The sequence below is a fragment of the Methyloversatilis sp. S146-33 genome (genome assembly GCF_059552495.1).
Genome location: NZ_JCANOT010000018.1, coordinates 1 through 16,984 on the forward strand (window position 1 = coordinate 1; position 16,984 = coordinate 16,984).

Sequence of the window (16,984 nt, forward strand, 5' to 3'; positions counted from 1 at the left end):
TCGGCGTGAGCGCATCGGGCACCCTGATCTAACGTCTGGCGCTGAGCCAGAAGTGCAATTCGGAGATGCGTCGCCAGCTCGACAAGGCCGCCATGGTTCCCAGCCGATCCCTGACCTGGCAGCCGTTCGGCCAGCACATGCTCCAGCGCGGATGCAGCCGCACCCAGGCGCTTGTTGCGCTGGTCCGAAAACTCGCGCGCGTTGCCTTCTCACTGATGAAGCATGCCGGAGACTATGACCCGAAACTCCACAAAGACGCTTGCGGTGGAACATAGAAGCTCCCACAAGAGAGCGTCCTCTGCGCGCCCGCGCAAGGCTTCAGTGGGAGCGAGCTTGATCGCGATTGAACGCTCTCCACCCTGAGAGAAAACCCGGCGCCGATCGGCAACCGGGCAGGACCGCGCCGGCTAATCCGGACGCAGGCCCGGTGGCCTCTGGTGCAGCGGCATCACATGGACCAGCGCGGGGTCGAGGCGCAGTGCCAGCCGGTCGCCGTTGCCGATGCGCCGACGCTGCGGTCCGGCCAGCGTGATACGCAGGCTGATCTGCGGATTCCGTTCCAGCGTCAGCGACGCCAGCGTGATCTCGCCAAGGTGGCGAGCCTCGCTCACCGTCGCCTCCAGTTCCAGCCCGCTGCCGTCAGCGCCGAGCAGGATGCCGTCGCCCGGCACCACCCAGTTCACCGGCTGGCCCGGCTTGATTTTTCCCTTGTCACGCACTTCGAGCAGCATGTCGCCGCGCTCGCCGCCCGCCGCCGACACCCATTTCAGCAGGCCCCAGCCCGCCCTGCCCGACGGCCCCACCCAGACCCCCTGGAACCGGTTGTGCATGCCGACGAGGTCGGCCACGCGCGCGTTGCGCGGTGCGCGATGGATGTGCTCGGGCGGCCCTTCCTGCAGCACCGCGCCGGCGTCCATCACCACCAGCCGGTCAGCCAGCAGACGCGCCTCGTTGAGGTCGTGCGTCACCAACAGGATGGGAATGTCGAGATCGTTGCGCAGATCGGCCAGCAGGCGGTAGAGCCCCTGCCGGCTCATCTGGTCGACTGCGGAGAACGGCTCGTCGAGCAGCAGCAGTTTCGGTTCGCGAGCGAGCGCACGCGCGACCGCGACGCGCTGCTGCTGGCCGCCGGACAGGGCGGCGGGTCGCCGCTGCTGCTGTTCTCGCGACAGGTGGACGTGGTCGAGCCAGCGCCGCGCCTGCGCCGCGCGCTCGCCGGGCGACAGGTTCAGCATGGCCAGTGCGACGTTGTCGACCGCACTGAGGTGCGGCATCAGTGCGTAGTTCTGGAACACCAGCCCGACGTGGCGACGCTGCGGCGGCAGAAAGACGCCCTGTTCGCTGTCGCTCCACAGCTGCGTGCCGACCTCGATACGGCCACGCTGCGGCCGCATCAGTCCGGCCAGCACGCGCAGCATCGACGTCTTGCCGGCACCCGACGGGCCGACCAGCGCCAGCAGTTCGCCGGCCGCGCAGTTGAAACGACCGTGCAGCGGCATCGGCTCGGTCTGGGCGATATCGACCCGCAGTGCGCGGGCAGCGCGTTGATCGCCGTTCATCGCCGGGCTGCCAGTCTGGCCGACGCGAAGAAGGACGCTGCCACCGCGCCGAGCGACAGCGCGAGCAACAGCAGCGCCATGCGGTCGGCGCCGGCGAGGTCGAAGGACTGCACGCGGTCATAGATCGCGATCGCCACCGTCTTGGTCTCGCCCGGAATGCTGCCGCCCATCATCAGCACCACGCCGAACTCGCCCAGCGTGTGCACGAAGGTGAGCACCATCGCGGACAGGATGCCGGGCCAGGCCAGCGGCAGTTCGACCCGCCAGAAGGTCTGCCAGCCACTCAGCCCGCAGACCGCGGCGGCTTCGGCGAGGTTCTCCGGTATCGCTTCGAAGGCACGCTGCACCGGCTGCACGATGAACGGAATGTTGAACACCAGCGAAGCGATCAGCAGGCCGGCGAAATTGAAGGTCATCCGGACCTCGAAGGTATCGAGCATCCAGGCACCGAACGGCGAGGCCGCGCCGAGCGACACCAGCAGGTAGTAGCCCAGCACCGTGGGCGGCAGCACCAGCGGCAGCACGACGAAGGCCTCGATCCAGGCCTTGCCGGCAAAGCGCGTGCGCGCAAGCCAGCGCGCCGTGAGCACGCCCGGCGGCAGCAGCACCAGCAGCGTCACCGCCGCCAGTTCGATCGACAGCGAGAAAGCCTGCCAGTCCATGACCTGTCCTTCCTTCAGTGCGTCGGCGCCGAAGCGTCGCTCACTCGCCGGGCATCGCGAAGCCGTGACGACGCATGATGTCCTGCGCCGCCGGCGTGGCGAGATAGTCGTAGAAGGCGCGCGCCGCGGGCGGCGCGCCGCGCAGCAGAACCATGCGTTGTGCCAGCCGGCGGTGCCAGTTCTCCGGGATCAGCGCGAATTCGCCGAGCGCACTCACCTGCGGCGCCTTCGCCAGCGACAGCGCGATGATGCCGCCCTGGGTCGCGCCCGAGGTCGCGAACTGCGCCGCCTGCGAAATGTTCTCGCCCAGCACCAGCCGCGGTTCGATGTCGGCCCACACGCCGGCGTGCTGCAACGCCTCCTTTGCCCGGGCGCCATAGGGCGCATGTTCCGGGTTGGCGATGGCGAACTTCTTCAGGCGACCGTCGCGCAGCGCCTTCGCCAGATCCCGCAGTTCGCCGTCGGCCTTCAGCGACGATCCGCGCGGCACGATCAGACCGATGCGGCCGTAGGCATAGAGCCGGCCACGGTCCTGCGTCAGGCCCTGATCGGCCAGCCGGAACACGAAATCCTCGTCGGCCGACATGAACAGATGGAAGGGCGCGCCCTGCCGGATCTGCGAGAAGAAGTTGCCGGATGAACCGAAAACCAGACGCATCCGCTGGCCGGTTTCGCGCTCAAAGCGGGCCGCCACCTCGTCGATCGCGAACTTCAGGTCGGACGCCGCGGCGACCGTCGGTGGCTCGGCGCTCCGCACCGGCGCCGTCATCGAAACCGCGAGTGCGCACAGCAGCGCGATGCGTTGGATCAGGCAGACAGCTCTCATGAACGGCGCGCCTCCGGGCGACTCGATATATATCCGTATGGATATCGCGCGATGAGTATAACGAGTATCGTGCTCGATGCATTTCCCTTCGTCTTCGATCCGCGATGAACACCAAGTCAGCGCCCGCCACCCTCGAACACAGCACCCGGTTTCGCGTGCAGATCAAGCACGCGGTGGCGATCGGTCCGGGCAAGGCCGACGTGCTCGAAGGCATCGCGGCGACCGGCTCGCTCGCCGAAACCGGTCGCCGGCTGGGCATGAGCTATCAGCGCATCTGGTCGCTGGTCGACGCGATGAACAAGGACTTCGTCGAGCCGCTGGTGACCAAGCAGCGCGGCGGCTCGGCCGGCGGCGGCGCCCGGCTGACCGCCACCGGGGAGCAGGTACTGGCGCTCTACCGCGCGATCGAGGAAGACGCCCGCCTCGCCGCCTCGCGCCGCCTGCCCGAACTGCTGGCGCTGATACGGCCCGAGCCTGAATCGGGTTCCGTCGCTGAGGTCTCGTGACCCCGACAGCACCCTGTATCGAAGCCTGCGGACTGCAGTGGCCGCGTCGCGGCCCAGGCCGCTCCCACCGGGGTCACGCCTGATTCGCGGCCGGAGCCAGGGCTGGGTTCTGTGGGAGGGGCCTTGACCCCGACAGCACCCTGCGTCGAAGCCTGCGGACTGCGGCGGCCCTTTGGCGGCCAGGGCCCCATCGTCGAATGAGGCCCCGTTGCCAGGACTAACGCGCCGTATCCGCGAGCCCGTCGAGTATCGGGCAGTCCGGTCGGCCATCGCCGTGGCAGCAGCTGGCGAGCTGCGCCAGCGTGCGCTTCATCGCCATCATTTCGGCGATACGCCGGTCGAGGTCGGCGATGTGCGCCTCAGCGATGCGTTTCACGTCGCCGCTGGCGCGGTCAGGCTTCTGCCACAGCGCCAGCAGGTCGGCGATTTCCGCCATCGAGAAGCCGAGGTCGCGCGCGCGGCGGATGAAGCGCAGCGTGTGCACCTCGCGCTCGCCGTATTGCCGGTAGCCGGCGTCGGTGCGCGCCACCTGCGGCAGCAGGCCGAGCGACTCGTAATGCCGCACCATCTTGGCCGACACGCCGGAACGTGCGGCCGCCTCACCGATGTTCATCGCGCACCTCTTCGGGTTTCCAGCGCCGCAGCAGCAGCGCGTTGCTGACCACGCTGAAGCTGGAGAAGGCCATCGCCGCGCCGGCGATCACCGGATTCAGCATGCCGGCGGCAGCCAGCGGAATGCCGACCACGTTGTAGGCGAAGGCCCAGAACAGGTTCTGCCGGATCTTCGCCCAGGTGCGCCGCGAAATGTCGAGCGCATCGGCCACGCGCGCCGGGTCGCCCTGCATCAGCGTGATGCCGGCGGCGTGCATCGCCACGTCGGTGCCGGTGGACATGGCGATACCGACGTCAGCGGCGGCCAGGGCAGGCGCGTCGTTGATGCCGTCGCCGACCATGGCCACCACCGCCCCACCCTGCTTCAGTTCGGCCACGACTTCGGCCTTGTGCTCGGGCAGCACCTCGGCGCGCACGTCGGTCATGCCCAGGTGCGCAGCCACCGCAGCCGCGGCACCCCGGTTGTCGCCACTGACCAGCACGGTACGAACGCCGCCTGCCTGAAGGCGGCTCACCGCTCGGGCCGCCGACGCCTTCAACGTGTCGCCGAAAGCGAGCAGTCCGATCAGGCGCGGCGCACTCGTCACGTCGGCCAGCCAGGACACGGTGCGCCCCTCGGCCTGCAGTTGCGCGGCGCGAGCCGCGAGCGGCGACAGATCGACGCCCAGCTCTTCCATGAAACGCGAACTGCCCAGCCTCAGCGCGCGGCCGTCCACATTCGCTTCGATGCCGCGCCCTGCCACCGCCGCCAGTTCGGTCGCCGGCAGTACCGTCACGCCTTCGCGCACTGCCGCCGTGCTGACTGCGCGCGCCAGCGGGTGCTCGCTGCCGGCCTGCAGCGCAGCGGCCAGCGCGAGCAGTTCGCCGGGTGCCCCGACCGCCGGCTCGAACGCCACCAGTTCCGGTCGGCCTTCGGTCAGCGTGCCGGTCTTGTCGAAGGCGACCACCGACACGCGGTGCGCGATTTCCAGCGCCTCGGCGTCCTTGATCAGAATGCCGTGCCGCGCCGCGGCGCCGGTGCCCACCATGATGGCGGTCGGCGTGGCCAGCCCAAGCGCGCACGGGCAGGCGATCACCATGACTGCGACCGCATTCAGCAGCGCCGTTTCGACACCGGCGCCGGCGATCATCCAGCCGCCGAAGGTGAGTGCGGCAAGCGCGATCACCACCGGCACGAACACCGCGCTGACCTGATCGACCAGGCGCTGTATCGGCGCCTTCTTCGCCTGCGCGCTCTCGACCAGCCGCACGATGCGCGCCAGCACGGTCTCGGCGCCGATGGCGCGGGTGCGCACGAGCAGCCGTCCCTCGCCATTGACCGCGCCGCCGGTCACACGGTCGCCCGCCTGTTTGGCGACCGGCAGGCTCTCGCCGGTGATCAGCGATTCGTCGACCTGGCTGGCGCCATCGACGATGTCGCCGTCGACCGGCACCCGCTCGCCCGGGCGGATGACCACCTCGTCACCGAGCGCGACCTGTGCCAGCGGCAGTTCGACCTCGACACCGTCGCGGCGCACCCGTGCGGTATCCGGACGCAGCGCATTGAGCGCGCGGATGGCGTCGGTGGTCTGTCGCTTGGCGCGGGTTTCCAGCCATTTGCCGAGCAGCACCAGCGTGATCACCACCGCCGAGGCCTCGAAATACAGGTGCGGCATCGCACCCGGGGCGGCGGTGAGCCACAGCCAGACGCTCAGCCCCCAGGCGGCGGAGGTGCCGATCGCGACCAGCAGGTCCATGTTTCCGCTGCCGGCGCGCAGCGCCTTCCAGCCGGCCACGTAAAAGCGCGCGCCGAGCCAGAACTGCACCGGTGTCGCAAGCAGGAACTGCAGCCCGCCGGGCAGCATCCAGTGCGCGCCCCACAGCATGCCCACCATGGGCAGCGCAAGCGGCAGCGACAGCGCAACCGCCAGCGCCACCGGCCACCATTCGGGCAGCGCATCGCGAGGTGCGACCTCGGGCGCGGCCGCCGGCAGCGTTGCGCGATAGCCGGCGCGGTCGACCGCCGCCTGCAGCGCGCCAAGATTGTCGGCGGCACTGACGATGTCGGCGGTTTCAGTCGCCAGATTGACGCTGACCGACAGCACGCCAGGCACCTTGTTCAGCGCCTTCTCGACCCGTGCAACGCAGGAGGCGCAGGTCATGCCTTCGATGTGCAGGCGCAGCGCCTGCGGCTTCAGTACGTAGCCGGCCTTGTCGACCGCCGCCTGCAGTGCGGCCGCATCGACCGAGGCGTCTGCGTCAACCGCGGCGCGCTCGGTGGCGAGATTGACGCTGGCGGACGCGACGCCGGGCAGGCGCGCCAGCGCCTTCTCGACCCGGGTCGAGCAGGAGGCGCAGGTCATGCCTTCGACGCCGAATTCCCAGCGGGTAAGCGGGCCCGCACCGGCGGGCAGATGGGAGGTGTTCATCGGACAATCCTGTATCGGGAGAACGGACCCAGTGTCGACCTTCCCATGATGGCAAGGTCAAGCGGAAAATTCAGCCGCCGACGCCGGGGATGCCGAAACGAAATGAAAGCGACAGGACGCTTGACCTTCCCATCGTGGCAAGGTCCATCATCCTCCCATCCCAACCCGACAGCGGAGCCCCGCCATGAGCACGACCATCGAATTCACCGTCCCCGACATGACCTGCGGTCACTGCGCCGGCCGCATCAGGGCGCTGGTCGCCAGCATCGACGACAGCGCGAAGGTCGACATCGACCTGCCGACCCACCGCGTGCGCATCGACTCGACCGTCGACGCGGACACTTACCGCAGCGCACTGGCCGAGGCGGACTACCCGCCGGCCTGAGGCGGCTTCGCTGCGAGCTGCAATCGCGAGCAAGCTCGCTCCCACAAGAACCCGGCGCCGGCGGCGAATCGGGAGCGCTCATTTGTGGGAGCGACCTCTGGTCGCGATGCGACGTTTGCAGGCCTCGGACTCCGTTTCCGCCCGTCATCGCGAGCAAGCTCGCTCCCACCAAAGCCCGGCCGGGCTGCGTCAGCGATAGCTGCGATACACGCTCGCGTTGCCGTCCGCCTGCACCAGCAGCACGTCGTACGGATCCTTGCGGCCCTTGTACTCGGGGCCGTCCATGCCCGGCGAGCCGACGGGCATCGCCGGTACCGCCAGACCGAGCGCCTTCGGTTTTTCCTTCAGCATCCTGTGCACCTCGCTCGCCGGTACGTGGCCTTCGAGCAGATAGCCGTCGACCCGCGCGGTGTGGCAGGAAGCGAACTTCGCCGGCATGCCCAGCCGCGCGCGCGCTTCGTTGTTGCCAGTCTCATACACCTTGACCGCGAAGCCGTTCGCTTCCAGATGAACCACCCAGTCCTTGCAGCAGCCGCAGGTCGGGCTCTTCCAGACTTCGACCAGCGGCTTCGGCGCCGCCATCAGCGTGGCGGCGCGCGGCAGCAGGGCCGCGGTGGCAAGCGCGCCGATCAGCGCGCGACGTATCGTGTTCATCGTTCGTCCTTTGAATGTTTTGAGGTTCAGTGGTGGTCGTGCGCGCCGGCGGCTGGCTTACGCACCTGTACTTCGATGTCCTGCGGCTGGGTCAGCGGCATGCTGGAGGCGCCGTGGTCGTGGCCGGCCGGCGGCGGCGATGCTGCCGGCACCTCGCCAACCTCGTGCGCAACCGTACCCGGCGGATGGCGGAACCAGCCGGGGTCGGTGTAGTCGCCCGGCTTCTGTTCGCGCCTCACCTTGAACACCGAGAACATGCCGCCCATCTCGACCGAGCCGAAAGGACCGTCGCCGGTCATCATCGGCGCGGTGTTCTCGGGCAGCGGCATCTTCATGTCGGCCATGTCGCCCATGCCACGTTCGCCCATCGTCATGTAGCCCGGCACGAGCTTCGATATGCGCTCGGCCAGCCCGCCATGATCGACGCCGATCAGATTGGGCACGTCGTGCCCCATCGCGTTCATCGTGTGGTGACTTTTGTGGCAATGGAAGGCCCAGTCACCCACCTCGTCGGCGATGAACTCGATCTGCCGCATCTGACCGACCGCGATGTCGGTGGTCACCTCGGGCCAGCGCGCCGACTTCGGCACCGGGCCGCCGTCGGTGCCGGTGACCTCGAATTCGTGGCCGTGGATGTGTATCGGGTGATTGGTCATGGTCAGGTTGCCCATGCGGATGCGCACGCGGTCGTTCTTGCGCGCGACCAGCGGCGCGATGCCGGGGAAGATGCGGCTGTTCCACGACCACAGGTTGAAGTCGAGCATCGTCATGGTCTTCGGCGTGTAGCTGCCAGGGTCGATGTCGTAGGCATTGAGCAGGAACACGTAGTCGCGGTCCACCGGCGCGATCAGCGGGTGGCGGCCCTTCGGGTGAGTGACCCAGAAGCCCATCATGCCCATCGCCATCTGCGTCATTTCGTCGGCGTGCGGGTGGTACATGAAGGTGCCGGGGCGGCGTGCGACGAATTCATAGACGAAGGTCTTGCCGGGCGGTATCGCCGGCTGGGTCAGGCCGCTCACGCCGTCCATGCCGTTGGGGAGGCGCTGGCCATGCCAGTGCACGCTGGTGCGCTCGGGCAACCTGTTGGTGACGTAGATGCGCACGCGGTCGCCCTCGACCACTTCGATGGTGGGCCCCGGCGACTGGCCGTTATAGCCCCACAGGTGGGCCTTGAAGCCGGGCGCCATTTCGCGCACCACCGGCTCGGCCACCAGGTGGAATTCCTTGACGCCGTCCTTCATGCGCCAGGGCAGCGTCCAGCCATTCAGCGTGACGACAGGGTTGTAGGGGCGTCCGTTTGCCGGCAGCAACGGGCCGCGCGTGTCGGGCGAGGTTTCGATCACCGGCTCGGGAATGGCGGCCAATGCGACGCGGCTGACCGTGGCCGCGGCCACGGCCGCACCGGCCACGCCTGCATTGCGGAAAAAATCTCTGCGGGAAGTCATGGGTGGAATCCTGTTCAGTGCGCCGCGTCGGCTGCCGTGGCAATGGCGGCGCCGGGCGGCGGAGCGAGATCGGGGCGGCCGACCAGCGCCATGTCGAGATCGGCCTGGGCGATCCAGAAGTCGCGCAGCGCCTCGATATAGCCATTGACGCCGGCCACCTGCGCGCGCGCGTCGGCCAGCAGTTCGAATACGCCGATCAGCATGCCGTTGTAGCGCAGCAGGTTCTCGTCGGAAATGCGCTTCCTGAGCGGCACCACCTCGTCGCGGTAATGACGGGCAATGTCGAAGGCGGTGCGATAGCCGGCGTAGGCCTCACGCACTTCGGAGCGGGCATTCACCGCGGCGTCGGCGGCGCGTTCGACCGACTGCATGTAGATGGCCTCGGCGCGCGCGACGCGCGAGCCGCCCCAGTCGAACAGCGGCAGTTCGAAACTGATTTCGTAGCCCTTCTTGTAGGACTCGCTGCGCCGCCCTTCGAGCACGCGCGCCGGGCCGACCTCGAGCACGTCGATGAAACGCGTCGTCTTCGTCAGCCCGAGGTTGCGCGCGGTCGCTTCAGCGTCGAGCTTCGCGATCTGCAGATCGATGCGCGAACTCATCGCCTGGCGCTCGATGTCGGGCGCGTCGAGCGCCGCCGCCGGCAGTTCGGGCAGACGGTCAGGCAAGCGGAAAGCGGTCTGCTCGCCCCACAGGCCCATCAGCCGGGTCAGCCGTTCACGCGCAGCGGTATGCGCCTGCTGTGCGCGCGCCAGATTCAGTGCCGCGTCGGCGTGAAAGCCCTGTTCGCGTGCCTGGGCCAGCGCGCTGTAGTTGCCGGCGGCGCGCATGCGCCGGGCCAGTTCGGCGCCAGCGTCGGCCGCCTCCATCACCTGTTCCATGTAGCGCAGCGTCTCGCCGGCGGCCACCGCCTGCACCCAGGCGCGGCGCACGTCGGCCGCCAGCCGCAGCACCTGCAACGATACCGCCCGTTGCGACTGTTCGAAGACGCGGCGATTCACCTGGATCGCCTGCGGCATCGTCAGCAGCGAAAAGATGTTGAAGGTCAGCGCCTGCTCGATCTTGTAGTCGCGCACGCCGTCTTCTTTCTTGCTGGCGTGAAACATCGAGAAGGTCGGATTGGGCAGGCGGCCTGCGCGCACCACTTCGGCCTCGCGGATGCCCAGTTCGTGGAAACCTGCCTGCAGGCCGCGATTGTTCAGCAGCGCGATCTGTACGGCGTCGTCGGCCGACAGCGGTTGCGCCAGCAGTTCCGCAACGCGGTCGGCGACCGCCTTGCGGTCCTCGTCGCTGCGCGCCCATCTGACCTCCTTGCCCAGCTTGTCGCGCGCGGTCTGTTCGACCGTGCCGAAACCGCCGTCCGGGCTGAAGCTCGCGCAACCGGCCAGCAGCGCAAGCGCCGCCGCCAGCGGCACGAGCCTGAACCGGCCACTATCAGTGCTTGTGCGCATCGCCGCCCTCCTTGCTGTCGTGATGGCAGCGGTGTCCGTGGTCCGACTTCATCGCCGCGGAATCGCCGCCGTGCTGGTGTCCTGACGGATGCGCGTCATGCATCCGGCCGTGCATCTGCTCGTGCATCGACGCGTGGTGAGCGGCGTGGTGCGGACAGTGATGCGGCTTCGCGTCACCGCCGGCAGCGCCGTGATCGTGGCCGGCGTGCGGCCCAGGCGACGCGGCCGCAGCACCGCCGCTCTGGTGTTCAGGCGCATGCGCGTCGTGCATAGAGCCATGCATGTGACCGTGCATCGGTCCGTGGTGGCCCGCGCGCGGATCGGTGGTCGCTTGAGCACCGTGATCGTGGCCGGCATGCGGGTCAGGCGGCGCGGACGTCGTGCTGTCGTGGTCGTGCGCGTGGCTGCCGGCCTGGCGACCGACCGCGTCGTTGGCTTCGCGCCAGTTGCCGACAGCGCCCGCGCTGCCAGCGCGGTAGGTGTCGAACACCGAGCGGTGATCGAGCGACCGCGTGGGCGCGGCGGGATCCGCCGGATCGGCCGCCCAGACGGACGTGGTGACGAACGCTGCTGCCAGCAGCATCCGGATGGAAAGATGGAACATGAAGACCTCGCGAAAGACAGGTGTATCGATTTCCGTCCACCGTGGACGGATTTCGGGTGTCAGGCGAGGTCGTGTCTGGGTGGGCGTTCGGTGCCTTCGGTGATGAAGGCCGGAGGTGTCACGCGCGCCGGCAGCGGGCGCAGGTGCGTCGAAAAATCGACGGGCAGCCGCAGCGCGGACGGCATCAAGGCGCCGCCGATGCAGCAAGCGGCACAGGCGCTGCACGCGTGCTTGCCATGGGAAGGTGTCGAAACGGGGTCATGGTCACCGCCCTGGTGATGCGCGTGCGCAGCGGCATCAGCGTGCAGGGTGACAGTCGTCTGCAGTCCGTGATGCGACGGCGCGCAACTGATCATCGCCGCCGCGGCAAAGCCCTGCAGGGGCAATGCCAGCAGCAGCATGAAGGTCAGCAGAAGGCGGGTCGCGGAACGCATGGAAACTAGGATATCAGCGCAGCAACGAAGTTCGCATGACACCGGTCAAGTCGTGCTCGGGTCCACCGTCCAGCGCCGGGCGACCGCGCCCTGGCCATTCACGCTTTCCAGATGCACCGGGAAACCCCACAGCCGGGCAACGTGCTTCAGCACTTCGTAGGCGCCGTCGTGCAGCGGCCGGTTGTTGTGCTGTGTGTGCCGCAGCATCAGCGAACGGTCGCCACGCAGGTTCACGCTCCACACCTGGATATTCGGTTCGCGCGAGCCGAGATCGTACTGCCGCGACATCGCTTCGCGGAGGTTACGGTAGCCGGACTCGTCGTGAATGGCCGATACCTCCAGCGTCGGCTCGGTGTCGTCGTCGGTGATGGCGAACAGGCGGAAGGCCCGCATCACGCGCGGCGACAGGTACTGGCCGATGAAGCTTTCGTCCTTGAAGTTGCGCATCGCGTGGTCCAGCGTCTCCAGCCAGCTGCTGCCCGCCATGTCCGGGAACCACAGGCGGTCCTCCTCGGTGGGCGCCTCGCAGATGCGCTTGATGTCGGTGTACATCGCGAAGCCCAGCGCGTACGGGTTCATGCCGCTGTAAGCGGGGTGGCCGACCGGCGGCTGGTAGACGACGTTGGTGTGCGACTTCAGGCACTCGATCATGATGCCGTCGTCGAGGAAGCCGTCGTCGTACATCGTGTTCAGCAGGTGGTGGTGCCAGAAAGTGGCCCAGCCCTCGTTCATGACCTGGGTCTGGCGCTGCGGATAGAAGTACTGCGCCACCTTGCGCACGATGCGCACGATTTCGCGCTGCCACGGTTCGAGCAGCGGCGCGTTCTTCTCGATGAAGTAGAGCAGGTTTTCCTGCGGCTCGGCCGGGAAGCGCGGTGCTTCCTTCTCCGCCTCGTCGCGGCCCAGCTTCGGCGGCAGCGTGCGCCAGATCTCGTTCACCTGCTGCTGCGCGTAGGCCTCGCGGTCCTTCGCGCGCGCCAGTTCCTGCGTCAGGCTGAGCTTGCTCGGCCGACGGTAGCGGTCGACGCCGTAGTTCATCAGCGCGTGGCAGCTGTCGAGCAGCAGTTCGACCGCGTCGATGCCGTGCCGCTCCTCGCAGGCGGCGACGTAGTTCTTCGCATAGACCAGGTAGTCGATGATGGACGACGCGTCGGTCCACATCCGGAACAGGTAGTTGCCCTTGAAGAAGCTGTTGTGGCCGTAGGCGGCGTGCGCGATCACCAGCGCCTGCATCGCCATCGTGTTCTCCTCCATCAGGTAGCTGATGCAGGGGTTGCTGTTGATCACGATTTCGTAGGCCAGGCCCATCTGGCCGCGCCGGTAGTTCTTCTCGGTGCTGATGAATTCCTTGCCGTAGCTCCAGTGCCGGTAGTTCACCGGCATGCCGACGCTGGCGTAGGCGTCCATCATCTGTTCGGCGGTGATGATTTCCAGCTGGTTCGGATAGGTGTCGAGCCCGAAGCGCTGCGCGGTGGCGCGGATCACGTCGTGGTACTGCTCGATCAGCTCGAAGGTCCAGTCGCTGGGCGCCGGCAACCGGGCGGTCGGACGTTCCTTCAACGGCAGCGGTGCGCTCAGCGGCGCCGGATGACGACGTCCGCCGTATTCGCCCGGCGAGGCCGCGCGACCGTTGTTGCGGCGGTCGTAGGTATCGCTCATTTCGCGGCTCCTTCCTTCTTGAACAGGTCGCGGAACACCGGATAGATCTGATCGACCTCGGCCGCCTTGCGGATGGCGAAGTTCTCGCTCTCCATCGCGAGGTCCGAGTACTCATGCCACAGGTTCTGTTCCTGCTCGACCACCTGGATGTAGGCGAAGTAGCGCACCAGCGGCAGGATCTTCTGTTCGAGGATTTCGCGGCAGCGCGGGCTGTCGTCGTGCCAGTTGTCACCATCGCTGGCCTGCGCACCGTAGATGTTCCACTCGCCCCGCGGGTAGCGCGCCTGGATGATGTCCTCCATCAGTACCAGCGCGCTCGACACCACGGTGCCACCGGTTTCGGTGGCATGGAAGAAGTCGTGCTCGCTCACCTCCTGCGCCTGCGTGTGATGGCGGATGAACACGATTTCGATCTTTTCGTAGTGCCGGGTCAGGAACAGGTAGAGCAGGATGAAGAAGCGCTTGGCCAGATCCTTACGCGCCTCGTCCATCGAGCCCGACACGTCCATCAGGCAGAACATGACCGCCTTCGCGGTCGGCACCGGCGTGCGCACGCGGCTGCGGTAGCGCAGGTCTATCGGGTCGAGGTAGGGAATGCGGTCGATGCGCGAACGCAGCGCGGCAATATCGGCTTCGATCTGTTCGATCTCATGCAGCCGCGCCGGCGTGCCCGGCTGCGCGCGCAGGTCTTCGAGCAGCGCTTCGAGCCGATGCAGCTCGCGCCGCGATTCGCTGCCGAGCGCGATGCGCCGGCCGATCGCACCGCGCATCGAGCGCACGACGTGCAGGTTGTTCGGCGTACCGTCGCTGGAGAAACCGGCACGGTGCGTCTTGTACTCCGGCGTCTCGGCCAGTGTGGTACGGATCAGATTGGGCAGGGCGAGGTCGTCGAAGAAGACCTGCATGAACTCTTCCTTGGTGAGGTGGAAGACGAAGTCGTCCTCACCCTCGCCGGAATCGCTGGCGTTGCCCGAACCGGCGCCGCCCCCACCACCACCCTTGGGCCGCTCGATGCGGTCGCCACGGACGAAGTCCTTGTTGCCCGGGTGCACCATTTCACGAGAGCCGCCCTGACCGTGGCCGAACACCGGTTCGCTGATGTCGCGCTTCGGGATGTGGATGTCCTCCCCCTGCGCGATGTCGCGGATGCCGCGCCCCTCGACCGCCCGCCGCACCGCCTCGCGGATCTGCTCCTTGTGGCGGCGCAGGAAGCGCTCGCGGTTGCCGATGGACTTGTTCTTGCCGGCCAGTCTGCGATCGATGATCTGCTGCAAGATGTGTCCCCTTCCCGCCGGGGCAGCGTCGCCCCGGTCTTGTCTATCGATGCACCGCCACCGTCACGAACTCTTGCGCACGCGCAGGTACCACTCGCACAGCAGGCGCACCTGCTTCGGCGTGTAGCCCTTGCCGACCATGCGATTGACGAAGTCCTCGTGCTTCTTGGCATCGTCGGCGCTGGCCTTGGCGTTGAAGCTGATCACCGGCAGCAGCTCTTCGGTGTTGGAGAACATCTTCTTCTCGATCACCGTGCGCAGCTTCTCGTAACTGGTCCACACCGGGTTCTTGCCGGCGTTGTTGGCACGCGCCCGCAGCACGAAGTTCACGATCTCGTTGCGGAAATCCTTCGGGTTCGAAATGCCCGCCGGCTTCTCGATCTTTTCCAGTTCGGCGTTCAGCGAGGCGCGGTCGAACACTTCGCCGGTATCGGTATCGCGGTACTCCTGGTCCTGTATCCAGTAGTCCGCGTAGGTGACGTAGCGATCGAAAATGTTCTGGCCGTACTCGCTGTAGCTCTCCAGATAGGCGGTCTGGATTTCCTTGCCGATGAATTCGGCGTAGCGCGGTGACAGGTGTTCCTTGATGCAGGCGATGTACTTCTGCTCGACATCCTGCGGGAACTGTTCGCGCTCGATCTGCTGTTCGAGTACGTACATCAGGTGCACCGGGTTGGCCGCCACCTCGGTCGAATCGAAGTTGAACACCTTGGACAGGATCTTGAAGGCGAAGCGGGTCGAGATGCCGCTCATGCCTTCGTCGACGCCGGCGTAGTCGCGGTACTCCTGATAGCTCTTGGCGCGCGGATCGGTGTCCTTCAGGTTCTCGCCGTCATACACCTGCATCTTCGAATAGAGGCTGGAGTTCTCCGGCTCCTTGAGCCGGGTCAGCACGGCGAACTGCGCCATCATCTTCAGCGTGCCCGGGGCGCACACGGCCTCGGCCAGCGACGAGCCGCGCAGCAGCTTTTCGTAGATCTTCACTTCCTCGGACACGCGCAGGCAGTACGGCACCTTGACGATGTAGATGCGGTCGAGGAAGGCTTCGTTGTTCTTGTTGTTGCGGAAGGCCTTCCACTCGCTCTCGTTCGAGTGCGCCAGCACGACGCCGTCGAACGGGATCGCGCCGAAGCCTTCGGTACCCTTGAAGTTGCCTTCCTGGGTCGCGGTCAGCAGCGGATGCAGCACCTTGATCGGCGCCTTGAACATTTCGACGAATTCAAGGAGGCCCTGGTTGGCCAGGCACAGACCGCCGGAGAAGCTGTAGGCGTCCGGGTCGTCCTGTGCATAGGTTTCGAGCTTGCGGATGTCGACCTTGCCGACCAGCGACGAAATGTCCTGATTGTTCTCGTCACCCGGTTCGGTCTTGGCGATGCCCACCTGCTTCAGCACGCTGGGGTAGCGCTTGACCACGCGGAACTTGCGGATGTCGCCGCCGAATTCCTCCAGCCGCTTGACCGCCCACGGACTCAGGATGCGGTTGAGGTAACGGCTCGGGATGCCATATTCCTTTTCGAGGATGGCGCCGTCCTCGGTCGGGTCGAACAGGCCCAGCGGCGATTCATTCACCGGCGAACCCTTGATCGCGTAGAAGGGCACTTCCTGCATCAGCGCCTTCAGCCGCTCGGCGATCGACGACTTGCCGCCGCCGACCGGGCCCAGCAGATAGAGAATCTGCTTCTTTTCTTCCAGGCCCTGTGCGGCGTGACGGAAGTAGCTCACCACCTGTTCGATCGCGTCCTCCATGCCGTAGAACTCGGCGAAGGCCGGATAGATCTTGATCACCTTGTTGGCGAAGATGCGCGACAGCCGCGGGTCGTTGCGGGTGTCCACCGTCTGCGGCTCACCTATCGCCCTCAACATGCGTTCGGCGGCGCTGGCGTACGCCAGCGGGTCACGTTTGCACTCCGCCAGATACTCTTCCAGCGATAGCTCTTCCTCGCGGGTGCGTTCGAAACGCGCGGCGAAATGACTGACGATGTCCATGCTGATCTCCAAGTCTCCGTTGACCTTCAAAACAGTTGGTCCGGAAGCCCGCGGCCTGCGCGCACCTTCCGCACCACCACATGTTCAGCTTGGTTCACTCGCGGGCTCGATGAAAGCCCGATAAGCACCGCGATCACCATCCTGCTCCGAAGCATGGACGCTGTGTCGAGTCGTGCGACACAAGATGCGTACATGCAACACTTGTTGTCGAGTCGATACCCCCTGCAACGCGAAGTTCCCGCGTGCTCACGCTTGTTCACGTGTGTGCCCGGCAGTCCGTTGACCGGTCCTCAGCAAGTTGTGGTCCATGCTTGCCGTGCGCGGGTCACACGGTGTCCATCGTCATCGCAGTGCTCCGCTCAAGGGCCCGGCTGGCGCGGGCGCCGCGAACGCGGTCGGCGGACGAACTCGCGGCCACACGCACCACGCCGGTGCACGATCACCCTGCCGCACCGCTGGCGCGCCCAGGTGCCGATCCCGCATCGAGGCGACAACCGGTCATCGGCAGCTGCGGTCTGCGCC

The 16,984-nt window shown here is 66.9% G+C and carries 15 protein-coding genes and 1 pseudogene; 3 read left to right on the plus strand and 13 right to left on the minus strand.

Annotated elements, in window-relative coordinates:
- Window positions 1-32: 32 nt before the first annotated feature.
- Window positions 33-275: pseudogene (locus tag AC51BJ_RS04300) on the plus strand (IS110 family RNA-guided transposase); the annotation flags it as partial.
- A 132-nt stretch (window positions 276-407) separates the two neighbouring features.
- Here AC51BJ_RS04300 and AC51BJ_RS04305 read toward each other — a convergent pair.
- The 3 genes from AC51BJ_RS04305 to modA are packed head-to-tail and all read right to left on the minus strand — an operon-like array spanning window position 408 to window position 3,047.
- The gene (locus AC51BJ_RS04305) at window positions 408-1,559 is read right to left on the minus strand and encodes an ABC transporter ATP-binding protein (protein WP_496279437.1); all 1,152 of its coding nucleotides are present in this window, start codon (window positions 1,557-1,559) and stop codon (window positions 408-410) included.
- Window positions 1,556-2,221 carry a molybdate ABC transporter permease subunit gene (gene modB / locus AC51BJ_RS04310; RefSeq protein ID WP_430434477.1) on the minus strand — a complete coding sequence of 222 codons (666 nt, stop codon included), beginning with the start codon at window positions 2,219-2,221 and terminating at the stop codon, window positions 1,556-1,558. The genes AC51BJ_RS04305 and modB overlap by 4 nt, the downstream gene beginning before the upstream one ends.
- 40 nt (window positions 2,222-2,261) lie before the next feature.
- The gene (gene modA, locus AC51BJ_RS04315; RefSeq protein ID WP_430434478.1) at window positions 2,262-3,047 is read right to left on the minus strand and encodes a molybdate ABC transporter substrate-binding protein; all 786 of its coding nucleotides are present in this window, start codon (window positions 3,045-3,047) and stop codon (window positions 2,262-2,264) included.
- Window positions 3,048-3,151: 104 nt separating this feature from the next.
- Between modA and AC51BJ_RS04320 the strand changes: the two genes are divergently transcribed.
- The gene (locus tag AC51BJ_RS04320) at window positions 3,152-3,553 is read left to right on the plus strand and encodes a winged helix-turn-helix domain-containing protein (protein ID WP_496279438.1); all 402 of its coding nucleotides are present in this window, start codon (window positions 3,152-3,154) and stop codon (window positions 3,551-3,553) included.
- A gap of 217 nt (window positions 3,554-3,770) precedes the next feature.
- On the opposite strand, the gene cueR is transcribed toward AC51BJ_RS04320, so the two are convergent.
- On the minus strand, window positions 3,771-4,166 hold the full coding sequence (cueR, locus tag AC51BJ_RS04325) for a Cu(I)-responsive transcriptional regulator (protein ID WP_430434480.1): 396 nt from the start codon (window positions 4,164-4,166) through the stop codon (window positions 3,771-3,773).
- Window positions 4,153-6,573: a heavy metal translocating P-type ATPase gene (locus tag AC51BJ_RS04330; RefSeq protein ID WP_496279439.1), complete on the minus strand. Its 2,421-nt coding sequence runs from the start codon at window positions 6,571-6,573 to the stop codon at window positions 4,153-4,155. The genes cueR and AC51BJ_RS04330 overlap by 14 nt, the downstream gene beginning before the upstream one ends.
- Window positions 6,574-6,757: 184 nt before the next feature.
- Here AC51BJ_RS04330 and AC51BJ_RS04335 point away from each other — a divergent pair, with 184 nt between their 5' ends.
- Complete coding sequence (locus tag AC51BJ_RS04335; RefSeq protein WP_496279440.1) at window positions 6,758-6,958, plus strand: heavy-metal-associated domain-containing protein; 201 nt, start codon at window positions 6,758-6,760, stop codon at window positions 6,956-6,958.
- A 189-nt stretch (window positions 6,959-7,147) separates the two neighbouring features.
- Here the strand turns inward: AC51BJ_RS04335 and AC51BJ_RS04340 are convergent, their stop codons facing one another.
- The 8 genes from AC51BJ_RS04340 to AC51BJ_RS04375 all read right to left on the minus strand — a co-directional run bounded on the left by AC51BJ_RS04340 (window position 7,148) and on the right by AC51BJ_RS04375 (window position 16,462).
- The gene (locus tag AC51BJ_RS04340) at window positions 7,148-7,612 is read right to left on the minus strand and encodes a DUF411 domain-containing protein (RefSeq protein ID WP_496279441.1); all 465 of its coding nucleotides are present in this window, start codon (window positions 7,610-7,612) and stop codon (window positions 7,148-7,150) included.
- A gap of 26 nt (window positions 7,613-7,638) precedes the next feature.
- Window positions 7,639-9,057: a multicopper oxidase family protein gene (locus tag AC51BJ_RS04345; RefSeq protein ID WP_496279442.1), complete on the minus strand. Its 1,419-nt coding sequence runs from the start codon at window positions 9,055-9,057 to the stop codon at window positions 7,639-7,641.
- A 14-nt stretch (window positions 9,058-9,071) separates the two neighbouring features.
- Window positions 9,072-10,505, minus strand: coding sequence for a TolC family protein (locus AC51BJ_RS04350; protein WP_496279443.1), 1,434 nt, complete (start codon window positions 10,503-10,505; stop codon window positions 9,072-9,074).
- Window positions 10,489-11,109 (minus strand): hypothetical protein, encoded by a 621-nt coding sequence (locus AC51BJ_RS04355; protein ID WP_496279444.1) that lies wholly within the window; start codon window positions 11,107-11,109, stop codon window positions 10,489-10,491. The genes AC51BJ_RS04350 and AC51BJ_RS04355 overlap by 17 nt, the downstream gene beginning before the upstream one ends.
- 59 nt (window positions 11,110-11,168) lie before the next feature.
- Window positions 11,169-11,510 carry a hypothetical protein gene (locus AC51BJ_RS04360; protein WP_496279445.1) on the minus strand — a complete coding sequence of 114 codons (342 nt, stop codon included), beginning with the start codon at window positions 11,508-11,510 and terminating at the stop codon, window positions 11,169-11,171.
- 78 nt (window positions 11,511-11,588) lie between these two features.
- A complete protein-coding gene (locus tag AC51BJ_RS04365) occupies window positions 11,589-13,202 on the minus strand; it encodes a SpoVR family protein (RefSeq protein WP_425761688.1) in 1,614 nt (537 codons plus the stop codon).
- Complete coding sequence (locus AC51BJ_RS04370) at window positions 13,199-14,476, minus strand: YeaH/YhbH family protein (RefSeq protein WP_019917687.1); 1,278 nt, start codon at window positions 14,474-14,476, stop codon at window positions 13,199-13,201. Before AC51BJ_RS04370 ends, AC51BJ_RS04365 begins: the two co-directional genes overlap by 4 nt.
- A gap of 63 nt (window positions 14,477-14,539) precedes the next feature.
- A complete protein-coding gene (locus AC51BJ_RS04375; RefSeq protein ID WP_024300361.1) occupies window positions 14,540-16,462 on the minus strand; it encodes a PrkA family serine protein kinase in 1,923 nt (640 codons plus the stop codon).
- Between the last annotated feature and the right edge of the window lie 522 nt (window positions 16,463-16,984).